At 50.0% G+C, this 18,808-nt stretch carries 15 protein-coding genes; 8 read left to right on the top strand and 7 right to left on the bottom strand.

The genetic code is table 11. The features are described from left to right. Window positions 1-13 precede the first annotated feature (13 nt). Window positions 14-583, top strand: coding sequence for a DUF3793 family protein (locus C1A11_RS07660; RefSeq protein ID WP_102049893.1), 570 nt, complete (start codon window positions 14-16; stop codon window positions 581-583). Window positions 584-618: 35 nt separating this feature from the next. Next, window positions 619-1,047, top strand: a complete 429-nt coding sequence (locus C1A11_RS07665) for a flavodoxin (RefSeq protein ID WP_102049894.1) — start codon at window positions 619-621, stop codon at window positions 1,045-1,047. A gap of 182 nt (window positions 1,048-1,229) precedes the next feature. On the opposite strand, the gene C1A11_RS07670 is transcribed toward C1A11_RS07665, so the two are convergent. Next, window positions 1,230-1,649, bottom strand: coding sequence for a YjdF family protein (locus tag C1A11_RS07670; protein ID WP_102049895.1), 420 nt, complete (start codon window positions 1,647-1,649; stop codon window positions 1,230-1,232). A gap of 494 nt (window positions 1,650-2,143) precedes the next feature. On the opposite strand from C1A11_RS07670, the gene licT reads away from it, so the two are divergent. The 6 genes from licT to nagB all read left to right on the top strand — a co-directional run bounded on the left by licT (window position 2,144) and on the right by nagB (window position 8,077). Beyond that, window positions 2,144-3,016, top strand: a complete 873-nt coding sequence (gene licT, locus C1A11_RS07675) for a BglG family transcription antiterminator LicT (protein WP_102049896.1) — start codon at window positions 2,144-2,146, stop codon at window positions 3,014-3,016. Between the two features lie 8 nt (window positions 3,017-3,024). Beyond that, complete coding sequence (locus tag C1A11_RS07680) at window positions 3,025-3,510, top strand: PTS sugar transporter subunit IIA (protein WP_102049897.1); 486 nt, start codon at window positions 3,025-3,027, stop codon at window positions 3,508-3,510. A gap of 28 nt (window positions 3,511-3,538) precedes the next feature. Then, window positions 3,539-5,149: a phosphoenolpyruvate--protein phosphotransferase gene (gene ptsP / locus C1A11_RS07685; RefSeq protein ID WP_102049898.1), complete on the top strand. Its 1,611-nt coding sequence runs from the start codon at window positions 3,539-3,541 to the stop codon at window positions 5,147-5,149. Between the two features lie 3 nt (window positions 5,150-5,152). Further along, the gene (locus C1A11_RS07690; protein WP_102049899.1) at window positions 5,153-5,410 is read left to right on the top strand and encodes an HPr family phosphocarrier protein; all 258 of its coding nucleotides are present in this window, start codon (window positions 5,153-5,155) and stop codon (window positions 5,408-5,410) included. A 69-nt stretch (window positions 5,411-5,479) separates the two neighbouring features. Continuing rightward, window positions 5,480-6,958, top strand: coding sequence for an N-acetylglucosamine-specific PTS transporter subunit IIBC (nagE, locus tag C1A11_RS07695; RefSeq protein ID WP_102049900.1), 1,479 nt, complete (start codon window positions 5,480-5,482; stop codon window positions 6,956-6,958). 393 nt (window positions 6,959-7,351) lie between these two features. Continuing rightward, entirely contained in the window at window positions 7,352-8,077 is a 726-nt protein-coding gene (gene nagB / locus C1A11_RS07700; protein WP_102049901.1) for a glucosamine-6-phosphate deaminase, read from the top strand. Window positions 8,078-8,243: 166 nt separating this feature from the next. Here the strand turns inward: nagB and C1A11_RS07705 are convergent, their stop codons facing one another. From C1A11_RS07705 to C1A11_RS07730, 6 genes are all read right to left on the bottom strand, one after another. Beyond that, window positions 8,244-9,632 (bottom strand): glycoside-pentoside-hexuronide (GPH):cation symporter, encoded by a 1,389-nt coding sequence (locus C1A11_RS07705; protein ID WP_102049902.1) that lies wholly within the window; start codon window positions 9,630-9,632, stop codon window positions 8,244-8,246. Then, window positions 9,629-11,983 carry an alpha-galactosidase gene (locus C1A11_RS07710; protein ID WP_242965870.1) on the bottom strand — a complete coding sequence of 785 codons (2,355 nt, stop codon included), beginning with the start codon at window positions 11,981-11,983 and terminating at the stop codon, window positions 9,629-9,631. Before C1A11_RS07710 ends, C1A11_RS07705 begins: the two co-directional genes overlap by 4 nt. Window positions 11,984-11,987: 4 nt before the next feature. Continuing rightward, on the bottom strand, window positions 11,988-13,604 hold the full coding sequence (locus tag C1A11_RS07715) for a glycoside hydrolase family 13 protein (RefSeq protein ID WP_102049903.1): 1,617 nt from the start codon (window positions 13,602-13,604) through the stop codon (window positions 11,988-11,990). Further along, window positions 13,597-14,859 (bottom strand): glycoside hydrolase family 1 protein, encoded by a 1,263-nt coding sequence (locus C1A11_RS07720; protein ID WP_102049904.1) that lies wholly within the window; start codon window positions 14,857-14,859, stop codon window positions 13,597-13,599. Before C1A11_RS07720 ends, C1A11_RS07715 begins: the two co-directional genes overlap by 8 nt. A 469-nt stretch (window positions 14,860-15,328) precedes the next feature. Next, entirely contained in the window at window positions 15,329-17,179 is a 1,851-nt protein-coding gene (gene asnB / locus C1A11_RS07725; protein ID WP_102049905.1) for an asparagine synthase (glutamine-hydrolyzing), read from the bottom strand. A 119-nt stretch (window positions 17,180-17,298) separates the two neighbouring features. After that, the gene (locus C1A11_RS07730) at window positions 17,299-18,582 is read right to left on the bottom strand and encodes a DUF1576 domain-containing protein (RefSeq protein ID WP_102049906.1); all 1,284 of its coding nucleotides are present in this window, start codon (window positions 18,580-18,582) and stop codon (window positions 17,299-17,301) included. Between the last annotated feature and the right edge of the window lie 226 nt (window positions 18,583-18,808).

Below are 18,808 nucleotides of genomic sequence, written 5' to 3' on the forward strand. Positions count from 1 at the left end.
GATAGGAGAAACCATGCAGCGACCCTTTGAACTGGTATTAATCGAACACGGTGCCCCTACGCTTGCTGCGGTAAAGCCGGCCAACCTGTTTCGTGTGGAGGCAGCGAGCCGAGCAGAAGTCTTGCGCAGCACAAAAAAATGGGCGGCAGAATTTGCACCGTATGGTATTCGTATTTGCATCTTAAAAGAATGTATGCGTAGCGGGTCGTTTCTCATTTATCTTTACCGCGAACAATGGCTTACGGCTTTGCTGCAAGAGCCAGCCTCTCAGGCATTTTTGCAAAAGGTCGGGTACCGTGAACCCCACCAGCTGCAAAGTTTGCTGGCACAGCTTTCTCAACGGCTTTGTATGGAAAGTGAGTTCCCGCATGAGATTGGCGTATTTCTGGGTTATCCACTCTGTGATGTTGTTGGCTTTATCGAAAACAAGGGGCTCAACTTTACCTGCAGCGGTTACTGGAAGTCTTACAGCGACCCGCAACAAGCACAGAAGTGCTTTGAACGATATAAAAAATGCACTGCCATTTACAAGCAACGGTTTGCAGAAGGCACCCCGCTGCTGGACCTCGTAGTGGCAGCATAAACGTTATTTTTTCTTTTGCAGAAAGGAGCAAAGATATGAATAAAATTGCAATTGTTTACTGGAGTGGCACCGGAAATACGGAGGCTATGGCGCAGCTTGCAGCGCAGGGCGCGGCGGCAGCCGGTAAACCCACAGACTTGATTTTAGCAGCAGATTTTACTGCCGCACAAGCCGCTGACTACGAAGCTATCGGCTTTGGCTGCCCTTCGATGGGGGCCGAGCAGCTGGAAGAAACGGAATTTCAGCCGATGTATGACGCAGTGCGACCTTCTCTTTCGGGCAAGCCCGTAGTGCTGTTCGGTTCTTACGGCTGGGGCAATGGCGAGTGGATGCAAAGCTGGGCGGAAGATTGCGAAGCTGCGGGAGCACGGCTGGTTGCATCACCGGTTATTGCAAACGGCGCACCCGCGGGCAGCGTAGCAGAAGATTGTGAGGCCCTTGGGGCAGCCCTGGCAAAAGCCTAAAACGCAAAATTATCTGGTATAAACCTCTTTTTAAATAGCCTATCAAATACCTTCAATTCCGGCTTTTATACCCTCCTCTAATTTACTCACCTCCATCACCATTTGTATAAAAGCCCGCTAGATTGAGCAGGGCCGCACAGAGAAACCCCTGTACAGCCCTGCAAAGAAAAACACAGAGTGCATTAATGCCCTCTGTGTTTTTCTTTTTGCTTTTGCCGACGCAGGGTATACCGCAGATATTGCTGAGCTTCCCGCTGTGTGCGGCTGCGGGTTTTACGCTCCAGCTTGCATTGTTCCTGCTGTAATTTTAAAGCTTGCTGGGCTTTTGTGCCAACCCCTGCCATGTGTACTGTGCGATAAATCTCGCGCTGAAGCCGTTTAGGATTTGGACGCTTTTCATCAGACGAAAAGTTTGCCAGCGATGGACTGAACTGCAGCTTGTTGTAATTTTTGAGCAGATAGTCGTAGATTTCGCCATCTTTGGGCTCTGCCCCAAATACGATTTTGCAAGCCTCGTAACCAGCGCTGTCACCGCGCTCGCATACGCCAATCCAAAACGGATCCTCAAAAAATACCGTCAATTTTGCAAAAGCCTGTTTCATGGTTTGCTCCTCCTTAATAAATGCCTTACAAAGAACGGACAACCAAGGAGGCAGGTTACTGACAGCGTATGCTGCGTCCGGACTACCGACCGGAACTGTGTTTTTATCTTTGCTAGTTTGTTGTAACGCAGTTTTATCTGTTTGTCAAGTTTACTGTAATGCCTTTGCAACAGGGCAGCGATGGTTACAAAATAAGCAAAAAGTAAAATGCAACAAAAGTACAAATTCAAGAACACGTTTCCATAGCTCTGCCGCACAAATGCACAAGCCTAAATCCGTAATGTTGTGAATGTCAACAAAAAAGAATCAATCGACAATATCATTGTTGACATTCTGTGAACGACTTGCTAAACTGGCATCAAGAAATTGGATTGTTACTGTGTTTGTAACAGGCAAAACCAAATTCTGCAATGGTCGGCGTTTTGCCGTGTTTTGCAGAATTTGGTTTTTTTTTATAAAGTCGCGCATCGCCAGTTCTAAAAGGAGGAATTATCGTGCGAATACAAAAAGTAATCAACAATAACGTAGTAAGCTGCGTAGATGATTCCGGCCGAGAGTTAATCGCGATGGGGCGTGGGCTGGGCTTTAGCGCAAAACCCGGAATGGCATTGTTATCGGCACAGGCGGAAAAAATATTTCGCATGGAGACACAAGGCGAAACGGATCGATTCAAAGATCTTTTGGCTAGCCTTCCTCCGGAGGAAATTGAAATGTGCGCCCGCATCATCGCCTATGCCACCGAAACACTGAGCCGCCGTTTGAGCCCGAGCGTTTATTTGACGCTCACTGACCACATTGGGTTTGCAGTGCAGCGTATGAAGCAGGGGATGATGTTCCAAAATGCGCTGCTGACAGAAGTAAAAGTGTTTTATCCGCAAGAGTTTGCTGTTGGCAAACACGCGCTGGACTTGATTGAACAAGAGCAGGGGATTCGTTTTCCCGAAGATGAGGCCGCGAGTATTGCACTTCATCTGGTCAATGCGGAATATGAAACCTCATTAAGTGAAACACTACATATCACACAGGCCATCAAAGGAATTCTGGAAATTATCCACCAGTACCCAGAATTGCCGATTCAAGAGGATACGCTTTATTACGATGAGCTGATTGTCCATCTGAAATTTTTAGTGATGCGCGCATTCGAAGCAAACGAAGCCGAAGAGGGAGAACCCGCTTTTGTTGGTATGGTGCGTAAAATTTATGCTTCAGAATACCAATGCGCACGGCAGGTGGGGCGCTACCTTCAGGTGCAGTACAATCGTCCCATCACAGAAGAACAAATTGCCAACCTTGCGGTTTATTTTCACCGTGCCTGCCGTTGCAGCACAAGAACGCCGGAAGCGGGTAGGGCAAGACAGAAAGGATAGCACACACAATGGAATGGTTAGGGAAACTGTTTAAAAATGACGGGTACCGGTTGAGCGCCCCAGCGGCGGGCAAAGCGGTATCGGTCACCGCGGTAAAGGACGAAACCTTTAGCACCGAAATTTTGGGCAAAGGCATCGCGATTGTGCCAGAAAGTAACCGTATTGTTGCCCCCTGCGACGCAGTTGTGGATTTGATGTTTGACACCGGGCATGCCGTCAGCTTAAAGGCGAATTTCGGCGCCGAGGTGCTGATTCACGTAGGCCTTGATACCGTCAACCTCAAAGGCAAGCACTTTACGGTGCACACTAAAACGGGCGACGTGGTAAAAGAGGGGCAGCTCCTAATCGAGTTTGACCGTGCAGCGATTGCTGCGGAAGGCTATGATACGGTCACCCCCATGGTTATCTGCAACAGCGACGAATTTAAAACCATCACCCCGCACATCGGCACCGTTGTCGCAGAGGGCGAGCCGGTTATGACGTTGAAAAAATAAAGCCCTTGTGGCGGAAAGGGCGTGGCTTATGAAACAGGGAAAAGGAATTCCGGCATTTGCAGGGATAGCGGTAGGCAAGGTATGCCTTTTGCAGCGTAATCGTCCTATAGATACTACGGGAAGCGGCGACCCGCAGCAAGAGCAGGAGAGCTTCGCACGTGCCTGCAAAGAGGCAGATGCCCAGTTAGAGCAGCTTGCCGAGCATGCCCGCAAGGACCTGGGCGAAGAACAGGTCATGATTCTTGAGGTGCAGCAGATGATGTTGCAGGATCAAGATTTTTTGGACAATGTGACGGTGAAAATTCGAAAGGGCGCAAGTGCTGCACAGGCCGCTTTAGATGCAGGGAAAGAGTGCAGCGCAGAATTTGCAGCGCTCGACGATGAATATATGAAAGCCAGGGCAGCCGACATTCAAGATATAGCCCGTCGGCTGGCAGCAATTCTCAGCAATCAGGATGCTATTTCTTTGCCAGAGCCCGCAATTGTTTTGGCAGAAGATTTGGGCCCCAGCGAAACCATCCAGCTGCCCCGAGAGAATATTCTTGCGCTTGTAACAAAGCAAGGGTCTACCAACAGCCACACGGCCATTCTGGCACGTACGCTGAATATCCCTTCCCTTGTGCAAACAGAGATTGAACTTTCTCCGGAGCTTGCAGGGCGGCAAATGGCGGTGGACGGATTTACCGGAACCTATACGCTTGACCCTGACGAGCAAACGATAAAAGCGCTGAATGCCTGCCGGAATGCGCAGAGTCAAAAGGTCCGGGAACTGGAAGCATGGCGCGGCAAGCCGAGCGTTACTCAATCGGGCAAAACAGTACGAATCTATGCCAATATCGGGAATGTAGAAGATGCAAAAGCCGCAATGTGTGGGGATGCCGAAGGCATCGGGCTGTTGCGCAGCGAGTTTTTGTACCTGGGGCGCGAGGATTACCCCAATGAACAAGAACTTTACACGGCGTACCGCAGTGTAGTGGATACGATGCAGGGAAAACCGGTCATTGTCCGCACGATTGATATCGGTGCGGATAAGCGAGCGGATTATCTGGGACTAAAAGAAGAAGAAAACCCCGCACTTGGTGAGCGTGGAATTCGGTTTTGCCTTGGCCGAGAAGATGTTTTTTGCACCGGGTTGCGTGCCATCTACCGGGCGGCGGCAGGTGGCCCTGTCAGCATCATGTTTCCGATGATTGCATCGGCGTGGGAAGTGGAAAAAGCACGCAGCATCTGCGAGAGTGTGGAAGCAGAGCTGACTGCGCAGGGCATCGCCCATGGTAAGCCGGAAATTGGCGTAATGATAGAAACGCCAGCGGCGGCAATTTGCAGTGAGCAGCTTGCGCAGATGGTGGACTTTTTTAGTGTGGGAACCAACGATTTAACTCAGTATCTGCTGGCGGCAGACCGGCAGAATGCGGCAGTGATGCCTTACTGCGATCCACATCATCCCGCGGTGCTGAATATGCTTGCCTATATTGCTGAAAGTGCTCATAAAGCGGGCATTTGGGCAGGCATCTGCGGAGAGCTTGCTGCAGACCCACAGTTGACAGAACGCTTTTTAAAAATGGGATTTGACGAATTATCCGTAGCCCCGGGCGAGGTACTTGCCCTGCGTAAACGGGTTTGCGAAAGCGAGGTATAGCGTATGAAACAGTTCACACATCTTCTCACCGACCCAGTCGGGCTTCACGCCCGACCGGCAGGCCAGCTTGCAAAGCTGGCTGCTGGGTTTGCGTGTAATATTCGGCTGGCAACGCCGGAAAATGAGGCGGACGCCAAGCGGATTTTAGCAGTGATGAAGCTGGCGGCAAAACAAAATACTCCGCTGACCATTACCTGCGAAGGTATAGACGAAGAGATGGCTGCGGCTGCTATCAGCGAATTTTTGGCGGCAAATCTTTAAAATGGAACGATGAACTGCTGTGGGCCGGCGGTTCTTAGGTTTATACAAAATAAGGAGGAAAGTCATATTATGATGCGCTATTTGCAAAAATTGGGCAAATCTTTAATGTTGCCCGTATCGTGCCTGCCGGTGTGCGGCATTTTAATGGGTCTCGGCTATGCGCTTTGCCCGGCAACCATGCAGGGCGGCGATATCGTCGGCTTTTTGCCGACAGTAGGTTTGTTTTTGGTAAAAGCGGGCGGCGCTTTGATCGACAACATGGCCTTGCTGTTTGCGGTGGGTGTCGCAGTCGGCATGGCAGATGATCACGACGGCACCGCAGGCCTTGCGGGTCTCGTTTCTTGGTTGATGATGACCACTCTGCTCAGCACCAGTGTTGTCACCACCATCATCCCGGCAATTGCAGAAAATCAAAGCGCAACCATTGCATTTAACAAAATTCAGAACCCGTTTATTGGCATCATCGCTGGCTTGATTGCGGGCGCTTGCTATAACCGGTTTAAGAGCACAAAGCTGCCGGATGTTCTCGCGTTCTTCAGCGGCAAACGCAGCGTTGCCATCGTAACTGCAGTAGTTTCGATTTTGGCTTCCGTTGTGCTGCTGTTCGTCTGGCCGATTCTGTTTGGTGCGCTCGTTGCCCTAGGCAAGAGCATTGTCAGCCTGGATTATGTGGGCGCAGGCATCTACGCATTCCTCAACCGTTTACTTATCCCGACCGGCTTGCACCACGCGCTTAACAACGTATTCTGGTTTGATACAATTGGCCTCGGCGACCTCACCCACTTCTGGGCAGGCGACGTTACGGGCGCTAACAATGTCACCTGGAGCCTTGGTATGTATATGTCCGGCTTCTTCCCCTGCATGATGTTCGGTATCCCCGGTGCCGCGCTCGCCATGATTCAGAGTGCAAAAACCAATAAACGCAAACTGGCCATCGGCCTTGTTGGTTCAGCTGCACTTTGCGCATTTATCTGCGGCGTCACCGAGCCGTTCGAGTTCGCATTTATGTTCCTTGCTCCCGGCCTGTATCTGATTTATGCACTGCTTTATGGTGTGTTCACCGTTATTACCGGCATGCTCGGTTTCCGCGCGGGCTTCTCTTTCTCGGCAGGCCTTACCGACCTCATCTTCTCGGCACAGCTGCCCGCAGCTGCAAAAACCTGGCTCATTCTCCCGCTGGGCCTTGCTGCTTTTGTGGTATTCTATCTTGTGTTCCGCTTTGCCATTACAAAGTTTAACCTCAAAACACCAGGGCGTGAGGACGATGACGATGCGGCAGAGATGAAGATTGAGCTTGCCAACAACGACTATACCGGTATGGCAAGAATCATTCTCGAAGGCTGCGGCGGCGCAGCAAATATCGAGACTGCTGATAACTGCATTACCCGCCTGCGCCTTGAAGTAAAAGACCGTTTGCTGGTAGATGAAAAGAAGATTAAATCTGCCGGTGTCGCGGGTGTTATTCGTCCGGGCAAATCCAGTGTGCAGGTAGTCATTGGACCCAAGGTTCAGTTTGTAGCTGACGAGTTCAATAAACTGCTTAAATAAAACAATATATTAAAATGGCTTTTGGCCCACAAAGCCTTGCAAAGTCACAATAGTGCAAAATCGCACCGCAAAAACAACGGTGCGATTTTGCCGCGCTTAGGCGGCAATAAGAAAATGACTGCAAGGCAGATGAAATGGGTCTACATAATCTGAAATTTGCAGCCTGATAGCGGAACTGGATAGCGGCTGGCAAGTTAGGCACGAGCGCAATCCTCTCCTCTGCGCGCACTGATTCCTCCTTATTGTGTGCGCAGAGGAAAGGATGCTGCGAAAAGCAGGCCCAAAGCAGAGCAGAGGATATTTGCCCGCGCTTGCATGGGTGAGGAATGGCTGTGACGACAGTAGAAAAAATCGACAGCCTCGTCAAAAACAGCAGAGAGGAAAGACGGAATTATGAAAATTATTCGTGCAAAAGACTACACCGAAATGTCGCGCAAGGCGGCTAATATCATTTCAGCACAGGTGATTATGAAGCCAAACTGCGTACTGGGCCTCGCCACCGGCGGTACCCCGCTTGGCACCTATGCACAGCTGATTGAGTGGTACCGAAAAGGGGATCTTGATTTTGCAGAGGTCACGACAGTAAACTTAGACGAGTACCGGGGCATCAGCAAAGAAAATCCGCAGAGCTACTGGTACTTTATGCACCAAAACTTCTTTAATCATATCAATATTCAGCCGGCCCATGTTCACCTGCCAGATGGTGCAAATTTAGATGCACAGGCTGTTTGCGAAGGCTATGATTCGGTGATTCATGAGCTGGGCGGTATTGATTTGCAGCTGCTGGGGCTGGGCCGAGATGGGCATATTGGGTTTAACGAACCCAACGTAGCATTTGAGCTGGGTACCCACTGTGTGGAATTGACTGAATCCACCATCGAAGCCAACAAGCGCTTTTTTGAGAGCAAAGAAGATGTGCCGCGCGAAGCTTATACTATGGGCATCAAATCTATTATGCAGGCTCGTAAAATATTGATGGTTGTCAATGGGGCAGATAAGGCGGATATTGTGAAAAAAGCCTTTTTCGGTCCAGTTACGCCAGAAGTACCAGCTTCTATTTTGCAAATGCACCCGGACTTTATCCTGGTGTTGGATCAGGAAGCAGCTGCTCAAATCTAAATCTTTCGGCACGATGCATTCAAAATACAAAACTAAAGGCAGAAGCTGTTATTTGCAGCTTCTGCCTTTAGTTGTTTTATGCTTTTTCGATGATATGAAACGATGCGTTTTCTCGCGGTATGATGTGCAAGCCGATGGAATAGAAGTTTGCTATAAAGATGCTGCGTTACGCATTGGGCGCTGTATCCTTTGCGTCAAGGTTCAGCTCGCCGCGTTCGTGCAGATCAGCTAGAATGCGGTCGTACATCTCTTTATTGATTTTAAATTTAAAGCGATAGATAAGGTAGCCGGTAACAATAAAGACAAGCGGTAAAAGCAGCATTACGAGTTTAATGATTAATTTGCCGCCGTCGTCAATTGCAACTGCGGCAGTGTCTCCGGTTTTGATGCCGGCCCAAACCAGCGCCAAGCTGACAAAGCCCATGGATACTGCACCGCCGATTTTATTGATGAATGGCTGTACCGAAAGGGTAATGCTCTCGTTGCGCTTATGTAATTTCCATTGCCCATATTCGATGGTGTCTTCTAAGAACATCAGCATCAGCAGTTGAATAAAAGCTTCGCCGACAAAGAGCAGCAGCGCTGCCACTACCACTAGTGCAAGGCTTTGGTCTGCAAAGAAGAATACCAGATACCCCGCGATGACCAAAAAAGTAGAGTAAAGGTACAGCTTTTCGCGCGGGAGACGCTTCGAAAAGAAGGGGAAAACCGTAAGGGCGGAAAGTTGGGCTACACCAACCACAGCCGCGAGCACAGCGTACATATCCTTGTTGCCAAAAACGTACTGCATATAGTAGATAGAGAAAGTCGTGGTTGTCATATAGCCGATGGTGAACAGAGACATGGAGAGTGCTGTCCAAAGCAGTTGATCGTTTTTACCGATAACCACCCACATATCACGCAAAGAAGTTTTCTCTTCTTCTTTAAACATTGTGGTTTTTTCTTTAACACCCAGAAGAGTGAACAGCTGGAACAGCAGCATCAGCACCGTTACGGTGAGCGCAACGAGGAACCATGCCTTTGGGGTGTTGCCAAGGCCGCGGGTAATCGGCTCCCAGCCTACCATAATGGCAAACATACCGATGTTTGCGCAGATGCGGGCAAAAGCGCCCATGTTTTCGCGTACTTTCTGGTCTACACTCAGCGAAGGAAGCATCGACCAATAGGCAATATCATTGAGCCCATAGAAAATATCCCAAAGGATGTAAGCAATAGCAAAGATGGCCACAAACCAGTAGTTACGCAGGCCAAAATCAGTAAAAAGTACAAGATAGCAGGCGGCGCCTGCCAGTGCGCCAAACAGCATTGGTGGTTTGAATTTTCCATGTTTGGAGCGGCAGTTGTCTACCAGCAGCCCCATAAAAGGATCATTGAGTGCATCAAACACCCGCAGCACAGTGAAAACCAGGCTAGTTGCCACAAAAACCCCAATGGGCAGCTGCATCACATTCGAAAGATAATAAATCAGCGCGTTCGCCTCGAGCGCATAGAACATATCCCGACCGACGGTGCCGAGACCAAAAAAGATCATATTCCGTCTGTCCAGTTTCGTCATTCTGCTTCCTCCTCTTGCTCAAGCTCTACAACGTAAAGTTGAGAACCGAAATCTCCCCATAGTCGCAAATCCTTGTGGTATCCGGTGCCGATGAACTGGTCATTCAGTCCAACACCGCTTTGCAGCGCAGCACCGCTGGTACAAAGCGAGAACGGACCATCGGGCAGCGCGTGCACGCGATTTGCAGTGCGCAAAATAAAGCCGTCTGCCCGCAGTGTAAATGGCATAATGTGCTTCAGCAGTCCACCAAACCGTGCGAGCGATACCTTTTGTGGCACGGCGGTTAGCCGGTAACATGCGTTGGCGTCTAAGCCTTTGACCCGCAGCACATCGTTGCTGTCGCCGGCTGTGGCAAGGGTTTGTACAAAGCTGAGTACCGCATGGGATTGGTCCGGCGCAACTGCAAGGAAAACATCTTTGTTTATCTCAGGCAGCTGGTAACGGTAGAACCGCCCAAACTGCAAGGTGTGCCGAACCTGCTTATAAAATGAAATCTGTTCTTTGATTTGCCGATGCTCGATCGGCGAAAGCTCCGCGAGGTCCAGCTCATACCCCAGTGCCCCGAATGCCGCAACATTAAACCGGGTAGAAAGCGGGGTAGAGCGCAGCGTCTGCTGATGAGGAGATTGTGAAACATGAGCCCCCATGCAAACGGGGGGATAGAAATACGAAAAGCCCTTCTGTATTTTTAGCCGTTCTATGGGGTCTGTGTTGTCGGATGCCCATATTTGCTGCGAATAGCAAAGCATACCCAAGTCAAACCGGTTGCCGCCGGAAGCGCAGCTTTCGAGCAGAATATGCGGCCGAGGCCGGAAAATGCGCTCCAGTACCTCGTAAAGACCTAAGATGTACCGATGATAAAGCTCTCCGGCTGGGCAAACCGCAGAGTACATATCGCTCATGTGACGGTTCATATCCCATTTCACATAAGTAATGTTCGCGCGATCCAAAATACTGCTGACGTTTTCTACAATGTAATCTCGCACAGCAGGATTTGCAAGGTTCAGTAACAACTGATTGCGGCCCAATGCGGGGGTGCGCCTTGGCAGCTGCATTGCGTATTCCGGGTGGTTACGGTACAGCTCGCTGTCGGTGTTAATTGACTCTGGTTCAAACCACAACCCAAACTGCATCCCTAACGCATTAATTCGTTGGGCTAGGCCCTCGATGCCATCTCTTAGCTTTTTTCGGTTGACCGTATAATCTCCGAGACCAGCGTGGTCGCTGTTGCGCGCCCCAAACCAGCCGTCATCCAGCACAAAAAGTTCTACGCCCAGCTTTTTTGCCCGCCGGGCCAGACGTAACAGCTTGCGGCGGGTGAAATCAAAAAAATGGGCTTCCCAGTTGTTCAAAAGCACAGGGCGGTCTTTTGCTTTCCAGTCTCCGCGCAGAATACGGTGGAGAATAAATTCGTGGAAATTATGGCTCATTCCATTAAAGCCATGGGACGAAAAAGTAAGTACCGCTTCGGGTGTTTCAAATGTTTCGCCCTGGACCAGTTGCCAGCAAAAGCAAAGCGGGTTAATGCCGGAGACAATACGCACCATGTTGCGGGGCGAGAGCTCGACCGCAGTGTAATGGTTGCCGCTGTAAATAAGGTTAAAGCCATATACGTTACCGCTGTCTTCACAGGCAGTGGGGGCGGCAAGCATCACGCCGGGGTTATGCCGGTTAGAGGAATTGCCGGTGGTACTTTCGTTCACAAAACAGCCGGGCATCAGCGCCCGATCGTGCCGGTGTGCTTCTTGAATCCAGTCCCCATCCAATGTAACCAGCCGGTAGCCGTCATTCGGCAAATCGAGCAGCTGGCTCATCATCCGCCGTATCCTGACTGGGCTTGCCTCTTGGCTATGTAATACGCTACTGCGAGTGATTACGTTTTCATGCGGGTATACGGTGTAGATAAGCTCCAGTTGCAGCGCGAATACCTTTTCTTTTAAAGTAAGCACCAGCGTTTCAGCGTCTGCACTTTCTTCGGCGTAAGCACCCGGCAGCGTTGCTGCCCCACGGGCGCCGGGCTGCAGTTTGGCACATTGAAATACAAAGTCGCAGGTGTACGAGCCGTCCGGTAGCTCCAGTTCAATGGGCGAAACCCGAAAATCTCCCTTGCCGATGCCTGACCATTCCAGCGGCAGATTATCCAAACAATAGGTCGGGTCATCTTCGGCATACAGCACTTCGGCACCATATGGCATCGTGCGCTTATACCGCAGTGCCGCTGCATCGGCCAGTGCTACCGGCGTACCATAGTGCAGATGTTCAGGATGCCCATATTCATTGATAAGCAGCAGGTAAGCTGTTTCGTCGGTGCGCAGTAAAAACAATTTTTCTGCTTGTGTAATGTACTGCAAACACTCACCCCCTCAGTATTGCAGCTTCGTACGGCGCAAGGGTGCCGTCCACTTCTGCTTTGTTATAGCTGGAGAATATCGCCTTGCCCTCAAAAGGCGAAGGTTTTGCTTCAGCGGTGAGGTTTATCACAACACGCAGTGTTTCGCCTTCAAAAGTGCGAGCGTAAGCATATACACCATTTTGTCGGTATAGCGGCGCAAAGCTGCCAGCCTGCAATACCGGGCTTTGGTTGCGGTAGGCAATAAGCGCCTGATAATACTGCAGCACCGAGCCTTCGTCGCGAAGCTGCTGCTCCACATTAAACAGCGGATAGTTACCGTTGACCGAAAGCCAGGGCGTACCGGTAGAAAAACCGCCATTTACAGTATCATTCCACTGCATCGGGGTGCGTGCGTTGTCACGACTTTTTGTTTTTATCATCTTCCAGCGCAAAGACTGCGGTAGGTGCAGCCGACCGGTCAGATTCCAGATATTGATGGATTCCACGTCGCGTACTTTCTCCATATCGGGATAGTCGAAGTTTGTCATGCCGATTTCCTGGCCCTCGAAAAGAAACGGAGTGCCGCGCAAGGTAAGCAACAACGTGGCAAGCGCTTTCGCACTTTGGTTGTGGAATGCACCGTCGTCCCCAAAGCGGGAAACACTGCGGGGCTGGTCATGGTTTTCAAAATAGACGGTGTTCCAGTCCAGCGAGGTCTGCCATTTGGTCAGCGTATCAAAAAAGCGATCTGGCGAAAATTTGCGCAAAAACCACTTTACAAAATGGCAGTCGGTTTCCATATGCTCAAAAGAGAAGACACAGTCCAATTCTGCCCGAGAAGGATTGACCAAATCGTCCGCCATTTGCGGCGTAACAAACACCGTTTCACCGACCGTGTAGCAGTCGTAAGGCTCAAATACCTCGCGGCGGAAACGATTAAGCAATTGATGCGTGCCGTTTGTGGAGATATAATGCTCACTTCCTGTAAGGGCAGGCTTCCAACGCCCGTTTTTTAACGAATCTTTATAGAGGATGTTGATAACATCACAGCGGAATCCGGCTACTCCACGCGCAAGCCAAAAGCGCATCACATTTTCTACCGCTTCAATAACGGCATCGTTGTGGTAATTGAGATCCGGCTGGCCCTTTGCAAAAAGGTGCAGGTAATATTCGCCGCGCAGTTCGTCGTACTCCCAGCAGTCTTCTCCAAAAAAGCTGCCCCAGTTAGAGGGCTTTTTGCCGGGCTCGCCCTTTTGCCAGATATAATAATCGGTGTAAGGGGCAATGCGTCGGCGGCTTTTTTGAAACCATTCGTGCTGGTTGGAGGTATGGTTGATGACAAGATCCATGATAATCTTGATATCCCGCTGGGCAGCTTCTGCAATCAGCTCATCCATATCGGCAAGGGTGCCGTAATTCTCATGAATGTTGCAGTAGTCGCTGATGTCATAGCCATTATCTTCGTTGGGCGAGCAGTAAACAGGAGAAAGCCAAAGCGCGCCTACCCCTAAGCTTTTCAAGTAATCGAGTTTGGAAAGAATACCGCGCAGGTCACCGATGCCGTCTCCGTTGGAATCACAAAAGCTCATCGGATAAATTTGATAGATGACGCGCTGCTTCCACCACAGTGTTTCAGGCATGCGGATACACCTCTTTTTCGGCTTCGACTGCCATTTCTTCGCTTACGCCGTGGTATGCTATCATTTGGCGATAAAACTCGCCGCTCTGTTTGATGGTGCGCTCCATCGTTTTGGTGTTCAGCTCCACAAGGCCAAAACGTGCGGTAAAGCCCTCCAGCCATTCAAAGTTATCCACAAAGCACCAGTGGTAATACCGGGTTACAGGCAGGCCGCTTTCGCAAAGGGCTCTGAGGTGGTCGTAGAGGTAGTGCCGGCGGAAGGTGTCGTGGTTGTCGGCAGTGCCGTTTTCGGTAATATAAATGGGCAGCTGCGGCAAAAGGGCGTGCAGTTTGGCACAGCATTCCGCAATGCCAGCCGGGTAAATCTCCCACCCGAGGTCGTTGACTGATGCTCCGGGAAAGGTGCCGTCTGCAAAGCCTTTGGAGGCTGTGCGTGCGTAATAATTAATGGCCAGAAAATCAGCATATTGGCCGGGGTCTTTTTCAGTGCCCAGCAAGTAGGTTTTACTGATATCAGTCTGGAACATTTTTTCAGAAATGCGACAGCACAAACGATGCCACGGGTTACCTGCATGGTAAGGGGCAAACGCGCGCATATGGTGTGCAAAACCGACTTTGGTATCGGTATAACCCATTGTTTCGCGCTGCTTATGTATCACCTCATAGGCGCGGCGGTGGCACTCGCCTAATGTTTTTATCACCTTTAGCGTCTTAGACATGCTGTTCTCTCCCGGAGGGAAGTCGCCGCCGAAATAGCCACTGACGGCATACACGTTGGGCTCGTTGATGGTGATGTATTCGCTGACAAGATCGCCCAGATTTTCTACTACCTTTTTGGTGAACCGCAGAAAAATTGGGACACAATCTGCACTTAAAAAGGCACCGCGTTGCTCAAACCAGATAGGGTTGGAAAAATGATGAATGGTAAGCAGCACGGCGATACCATGTGACTGCAATAGCTCGATTTCTTCTCTAATTTTTAAAAACTCGCATTCTTGAAATTCGCCTTCACGCGGTTCAATACGCGCCCACTCAATCCCAAAGCGATAGTGCCGAATCCCCATCTCGGCCATTAATTCGGTGTCCTCTCGCAGATATTTGCGATGCATTGTCGCAATATCAGGGTCAGAACCGTCTTTGATGTGCCCTTTTTGGTACCAATCGTACCAGTTGCTCTCTTTGCAGTCGCCGTCTACCTGAGTAGCGGCGGAAGCTGCACCGAGCGCGAAATTTTCAGGAAAACGAAATCCCTCCATGTCAGCACCTCCGGTTGGCTAAAAACCAACAATTTTTTTGCTTTTTCATCACAAAAATGGCAAGCTGCAAAACGGCACCATACGAAAGCAAAGCCGCATTTATGTATGGGTTGCCTAAAATAAAGGATAAATATATATTTTTTTTGTGATAAAAGTTTAGCTTTTAAGCAAATGATAGCATGTTGCAGGGGGATTATCAAGCCAACAAAAAGTCAAATTAAAGTATTTTTCAGCAAATGATTTGAAATGGTTGTTTGCCGCGTGAAAAATCTTAACAAAGCAATATGTTTTAAAAGGCAGACAACTTAGTGGTATTTAAAAAGCAGCTGCCATAGCGTTAAACCGATAGCCATTCATCGTGCTGCGGTAGCCCGGCTGTGAGCATATACAAAAAGGCGGCCATAGTAAAATAAAGCAACCGCATTGGCGGGGTGATAACTGCCAATGCGGTTGCTTTTGGGTAATAAGGTTAACGCAGTTCCAGATGGTAGCGCTGCATCCAATCGTTGACCTGCAAAATATAGGCTAGCATCTGAGGCCCTGCCATCAATTGGCCAAACCAGGGCTTACCATAATCTTTCGGGCTTTGTAAAAACTGCTCTGTCTTGCCGCAGTCAAGCAATGCCATTACCGGTGCGTTGGGGTCTTGCAACATGGCAGTAACCCTTTGTACCAGCAATTTTTCATACTGTGGACTATAGGTTTTCGGGTAAGGGCTTTTTTTGCGGTGCATCAGCTCGGGTGGCAGCAGCCCGCCGCAAGCATCACGCAGCAGTGCTTTTTCTACACCGTTTTGGTATTTCATCTCCCAGGGTACATTATAAAGATACTCTACAATGCGATGATCGGCAAACGGCACCCGCGCTTCCAATCCGCAAGCCATACTGGTGCGGTCCATACGGTCCAGCAGGGTTTGCATGAACCATCGAATGTTCAGATAGCTCACCTCGCGGCGGCGCTTTTGTTCGGCGTTTTCGCCATTCAGATGCGGCATCATAGCAAGTGATTCTTCGTATTTTGCGCGGGAATAACTGCCGAGATCCAACCGCTGAAGGGTTTCCATATTCAGCAGCGCGGTGCGCGCAGAAAGATCGCTCGACCAGGGAAAGCCGTCTGCGTAAAGCAGCTCGCTGCGGTAAAACCACGGATAGCCGCCAAAAATCTCGTCTGCACATTCGCCGGTAAGCGCGACTTTGTTGTGTTGCTTTACCAGCTTGCAGAAATACAGCAGCGAACCGTCAATATCGGTCATGCCGGGCAGATCTTTGGCCCGCACAGCATCATACAGTAAGTCGACCAGTTTGTATTCGTCGCACTCAAGATAAGTGTGGTTAAGGTCATATGCGGTAAGCATTTTGTCTACATAAGGGCGGTCGCGCTCCGGTTGGAAGGCGTTTGCGTGAAAGTTCTCATCGTTGCCAGCAAAGTCGAAAGAAAACGTGTTCAGCTTGCCCCCACTTTTTGCAAGCACTTGAGAAGCCACGGCGGTCACAATGCTGGAATCAATGCCGCCAGAGAGAAAGCTGCAAACCGGCACATCAGCCACCATCTGGCGCGTAATTGCGTCCCGCACAAGGTACGAAACTTTTTCCACCGTTTGCGCATAGCTGTCTTGATGCTCCTGTGCCTTTAGCTCCCAGTAAACGGATTCCGAAAATCCGTCTCGGCTAAAAATAGCACAGCTGGCGGGGTGCAGCTCGTGAATTCCTTTAAACACACCACAGCCCGGGGTGCGCGCGGGACCAATACCGAAAACTTCGCGAAAGCTGTTTTCATCTGCTTCGGGGGTAACTGCAGGGTGGGCAAACAAAGCTTTCAGTTCGGAGCCGAAAATAAGGGTGCCATTTTGAATCGTGTAAAAAAAGGGTTTCACACCCAGCCGGTCACGATACAGCAGCAAGCACTGTTGCTGCCCATCCCAAATAGCAAAAGCAAAAATGCCGTTGAGCCTGGTGACAAAATCGGGGCCATATTCCATATAGGCATAAAGGATGACCTCGGTGTCGGTGGTGGTTTCAAAACGGTATCCGGCACGTTCTAAATCGGGTTTCAGCTCATCGGTGTTATACACCTCGCCATTATAGACAATCGCATACACTGCATCGCCGGCATTGCGTACCATAGGCTGTGCGCCCCCGGCAATATCACGAATAGAAAGCCGCGTATGGGCAAAACCCAGATGCGGCTGTAAGTATTCTCCGGTTTGGTCGCTGCCCCGGTGAGCGATGGCTTCCCGCATGGCAACCAAGGCATCGGTCCAGCGGGGACGTTCTTTGGTAAAATCCTGTTCAAAGTTACAAAATCCGGCAATTCCGCACATAGCTCCACCTCATCTGCAAAAATAAAAGGCGCACGCCCCAAAAGCTGGGGCGAACGCCTTTGTTCACAGAATATCTTATGCGTTAAAACAGCAAAAGTTGCAAAAAGCAAATAAAAAGGTTACACCTCTTCTGCGTCGTGGTGCCATTTCGGAGAAAAACCCTGAATGAAACCAATCATAATAAGCGCGATGAGACCAGCGGAAAAACCGTTGTTGTACAGGTTGTAACCGCCGCAGGGCGCTGCCAGCACAAGCACGAGCGCGGTGTGCAGCATACCGGCAACGATGCCATAAACCCAGCCAAACTGCCCGGCAATAGGGGCAAGTGCGGTGCCGAACAGAGCGGCAAGCTGCATTGAAGGGTCGGCAGTACCGGAAGTAATGAAAAGTGACATCAAAAACACGCCGGAAATGATAGGCACAACATTGCGCGGATGCAAACCGCAGGAAGCAAAGCCCACGCAGGTAAGAATGGCACCGATGACAGGGCCGTTCAGGTCGCCGCCGATGGCAACGATGTAAGCGATGCAGATAAGGCCGACGATGCCCATGTTTACAAAAGTAGCACCGATGCCGTCGGAGGTGATGAAGTCAGACGGGGCGCGGCCGGTACGGCGCATTAGCTTGATAAAGGGCTGAAACGACCAATCGGAATAACGAAGGCCGGTGACAATGAGCCCAAGGCAGATGGCGACCAGGAAAGAAAAGATAAACGGGTCGATGCCGGTCTGCCAGATGCTGACGGTGTCGATGGGGTTGCCGAGGGATTTCATAATGGAGGCAAAAACCAGCGCGATTAACCCGCCAGCGAAGCCGTAGTTGAAAAGAGTATAGCCCATATGCGCAGAGAAAGAGTGCTCCGCCACGGGAATCATGATGTAGCTGATCAGCGCGCCGACGATAACCGCAAGCAGAAAACGTGCCCAGTACGAGGGAATCTCGGGTCGGTTCATCATATCGCTGACGATGGGCGCAAGTGCTGAGGCGTAAAGTGCCGCAGCGGTGTAGTTGCCCATCGGCAGTTTGCGAATTTTACAGTAGATCCACACGCCCAGAAAAAACGGCAAAATATTAATTGGGTTTTTGCCGAAAAGCGCAAAGCCCGCCATCAAAAAGCAGCGAGAAATAGCGCCCCCCGTAAAGGGTGTTTTGCAGAACCAAAGCAGTGCAATAGAGATAAACATGACGATAGATGCATTTACAAAAGCCGCACCGGGTGAACCGATGACGAAATAGTCGGTAACGAGAATATCCGGGGTATGTACATAAGTGTAAATGCCATGCAGAATATTGCGCGGGGTATCCAGCAGGAAACCCACAATTGCCAGCACAGCTGCGGTACCGTTGCAAATATGCCATACGGTTTTTCCAGCAGGGGGGAAGGAACTGTTGGTGTTTGCCATAAAGCCTCCAAGTTGTTGTTGTTTCTGAAATTTTTAAGGTACAGCGAGAGAGGGGGAAAGCCTCGCCCGGAAAAATATTTAAGAATATTGTACCATAAAGTGATGCTGTGGAAAAGTGAAAAATTATGAATATTTATTATAAAACGTTTAAAAATAGAGAAAAAACCGCTAAAAATAAATGATTTTTGTTTTATTGCTGATTGGCTAAAGAAAAACTACAATGCCG

The sequence above is a fragment of the Pygmaiobacter massiliensis genome, assembly GCF_900199435.1.
Classification (GTDB): Bacteria; Bacillota; Clostridia; order Oscillospirales; family Ruminococcaceae; genus Pygmaiobacter; species Pygmaiobacter massiliensis.

Excerpts from the sequence above, each read along its gene's own strand:
- asnB (WP_102049905.1), bottom strand. The coding sequence starts at position 17,179 with ATGTGCGGAATTGCCGGATTTTGTAACTTTGAACAGGATTTTACCAAA.
- C1A11_RS07680 (WP_102049897.1), top strand. The coding sequence starts at position 3,025 with ATGGAATGGTTAGGGAAACTGTTTAAAAATGACGGGTACCGGTTGAGC.
- C1A11_RS07720 (WP_102049904.1), bottom strand. The coding sequence starts at position 14,859 with ATGGAGGGATTTCGTTTTCCTGAAAATTTCGCGCTCGGTGCAGCTTCC.
- ptsP (WP_102049898.1), top strand. The coding sequence starts at position 3,539 with ATGAAACAGGGAAAAGGAATTCCGGCATTTGCAGGGATAGCGGTAGGC.
- C1A11_RS07670 (WP_102049895.1), bottom strand. The coding sequence starts at position 1,649 with ATGAAACAGGCTTTTGCAAAATTGACGGTATTTTTTGAGGATCCGTTT.
- C1A11_RS07660 (WP_102049893.1), top strand. The coding sequence starts at position 14 with ATGCAGCGACCCTTTGAACTGGTATTAATCGAACACGGTGCCCCTACG.
- C1A11_RS07730 (WP_102049906.1), bottom strand. The coding sequence starts at position 18,582 with ATGGCAAACACCAACAGTTCCTTCCCCCCTGCTGGAAAAACCGTATGG.
- C1A11_RS07665 (WP_102049894.1), top strand. The coding sequence starts at position 619 with ATGAATAAAATTGCAATTGTTTACTGGAGTGGCACCGGAAATACGGAG.
- C1A11_RS07705 (WP_102049902.1), bottom strand. The coding sequence starts at position 9,632 with ATGACGAAACTGGACAGACGGAATATGATCTTTTTTGGTCTCGGCACC.
- nagB (WP_102049901.1), top strand. The coding sequence starts at position 7,352 with ATGAAAATTATTCGTGCAAAAGACTACACCGAAATGTCGCGCAAGGCG.
- C1A11_RS07690 (WP_102049899.1), top strand. The coding sequence starts at position 5,153 with ATGAAACAGTTCACACATCTTCTCACCGACCCAGTCGGGCTTCACGCC.
- C1A11_RS07715 (WP_102049903.1), bottom strand. The coding sequence starts at position 13,604 with ATGCCTGAAACACTGTGGTGGAAGCAGCGCGTCATCTATCAAATTTAT.
- nagE (WP_102049900.1), top strand. The coding sequence starts at position 5,480 with ATGATGCGCTATTTGCAAAAATTGGGCAAATCTTTAATGTTGCCCGTA.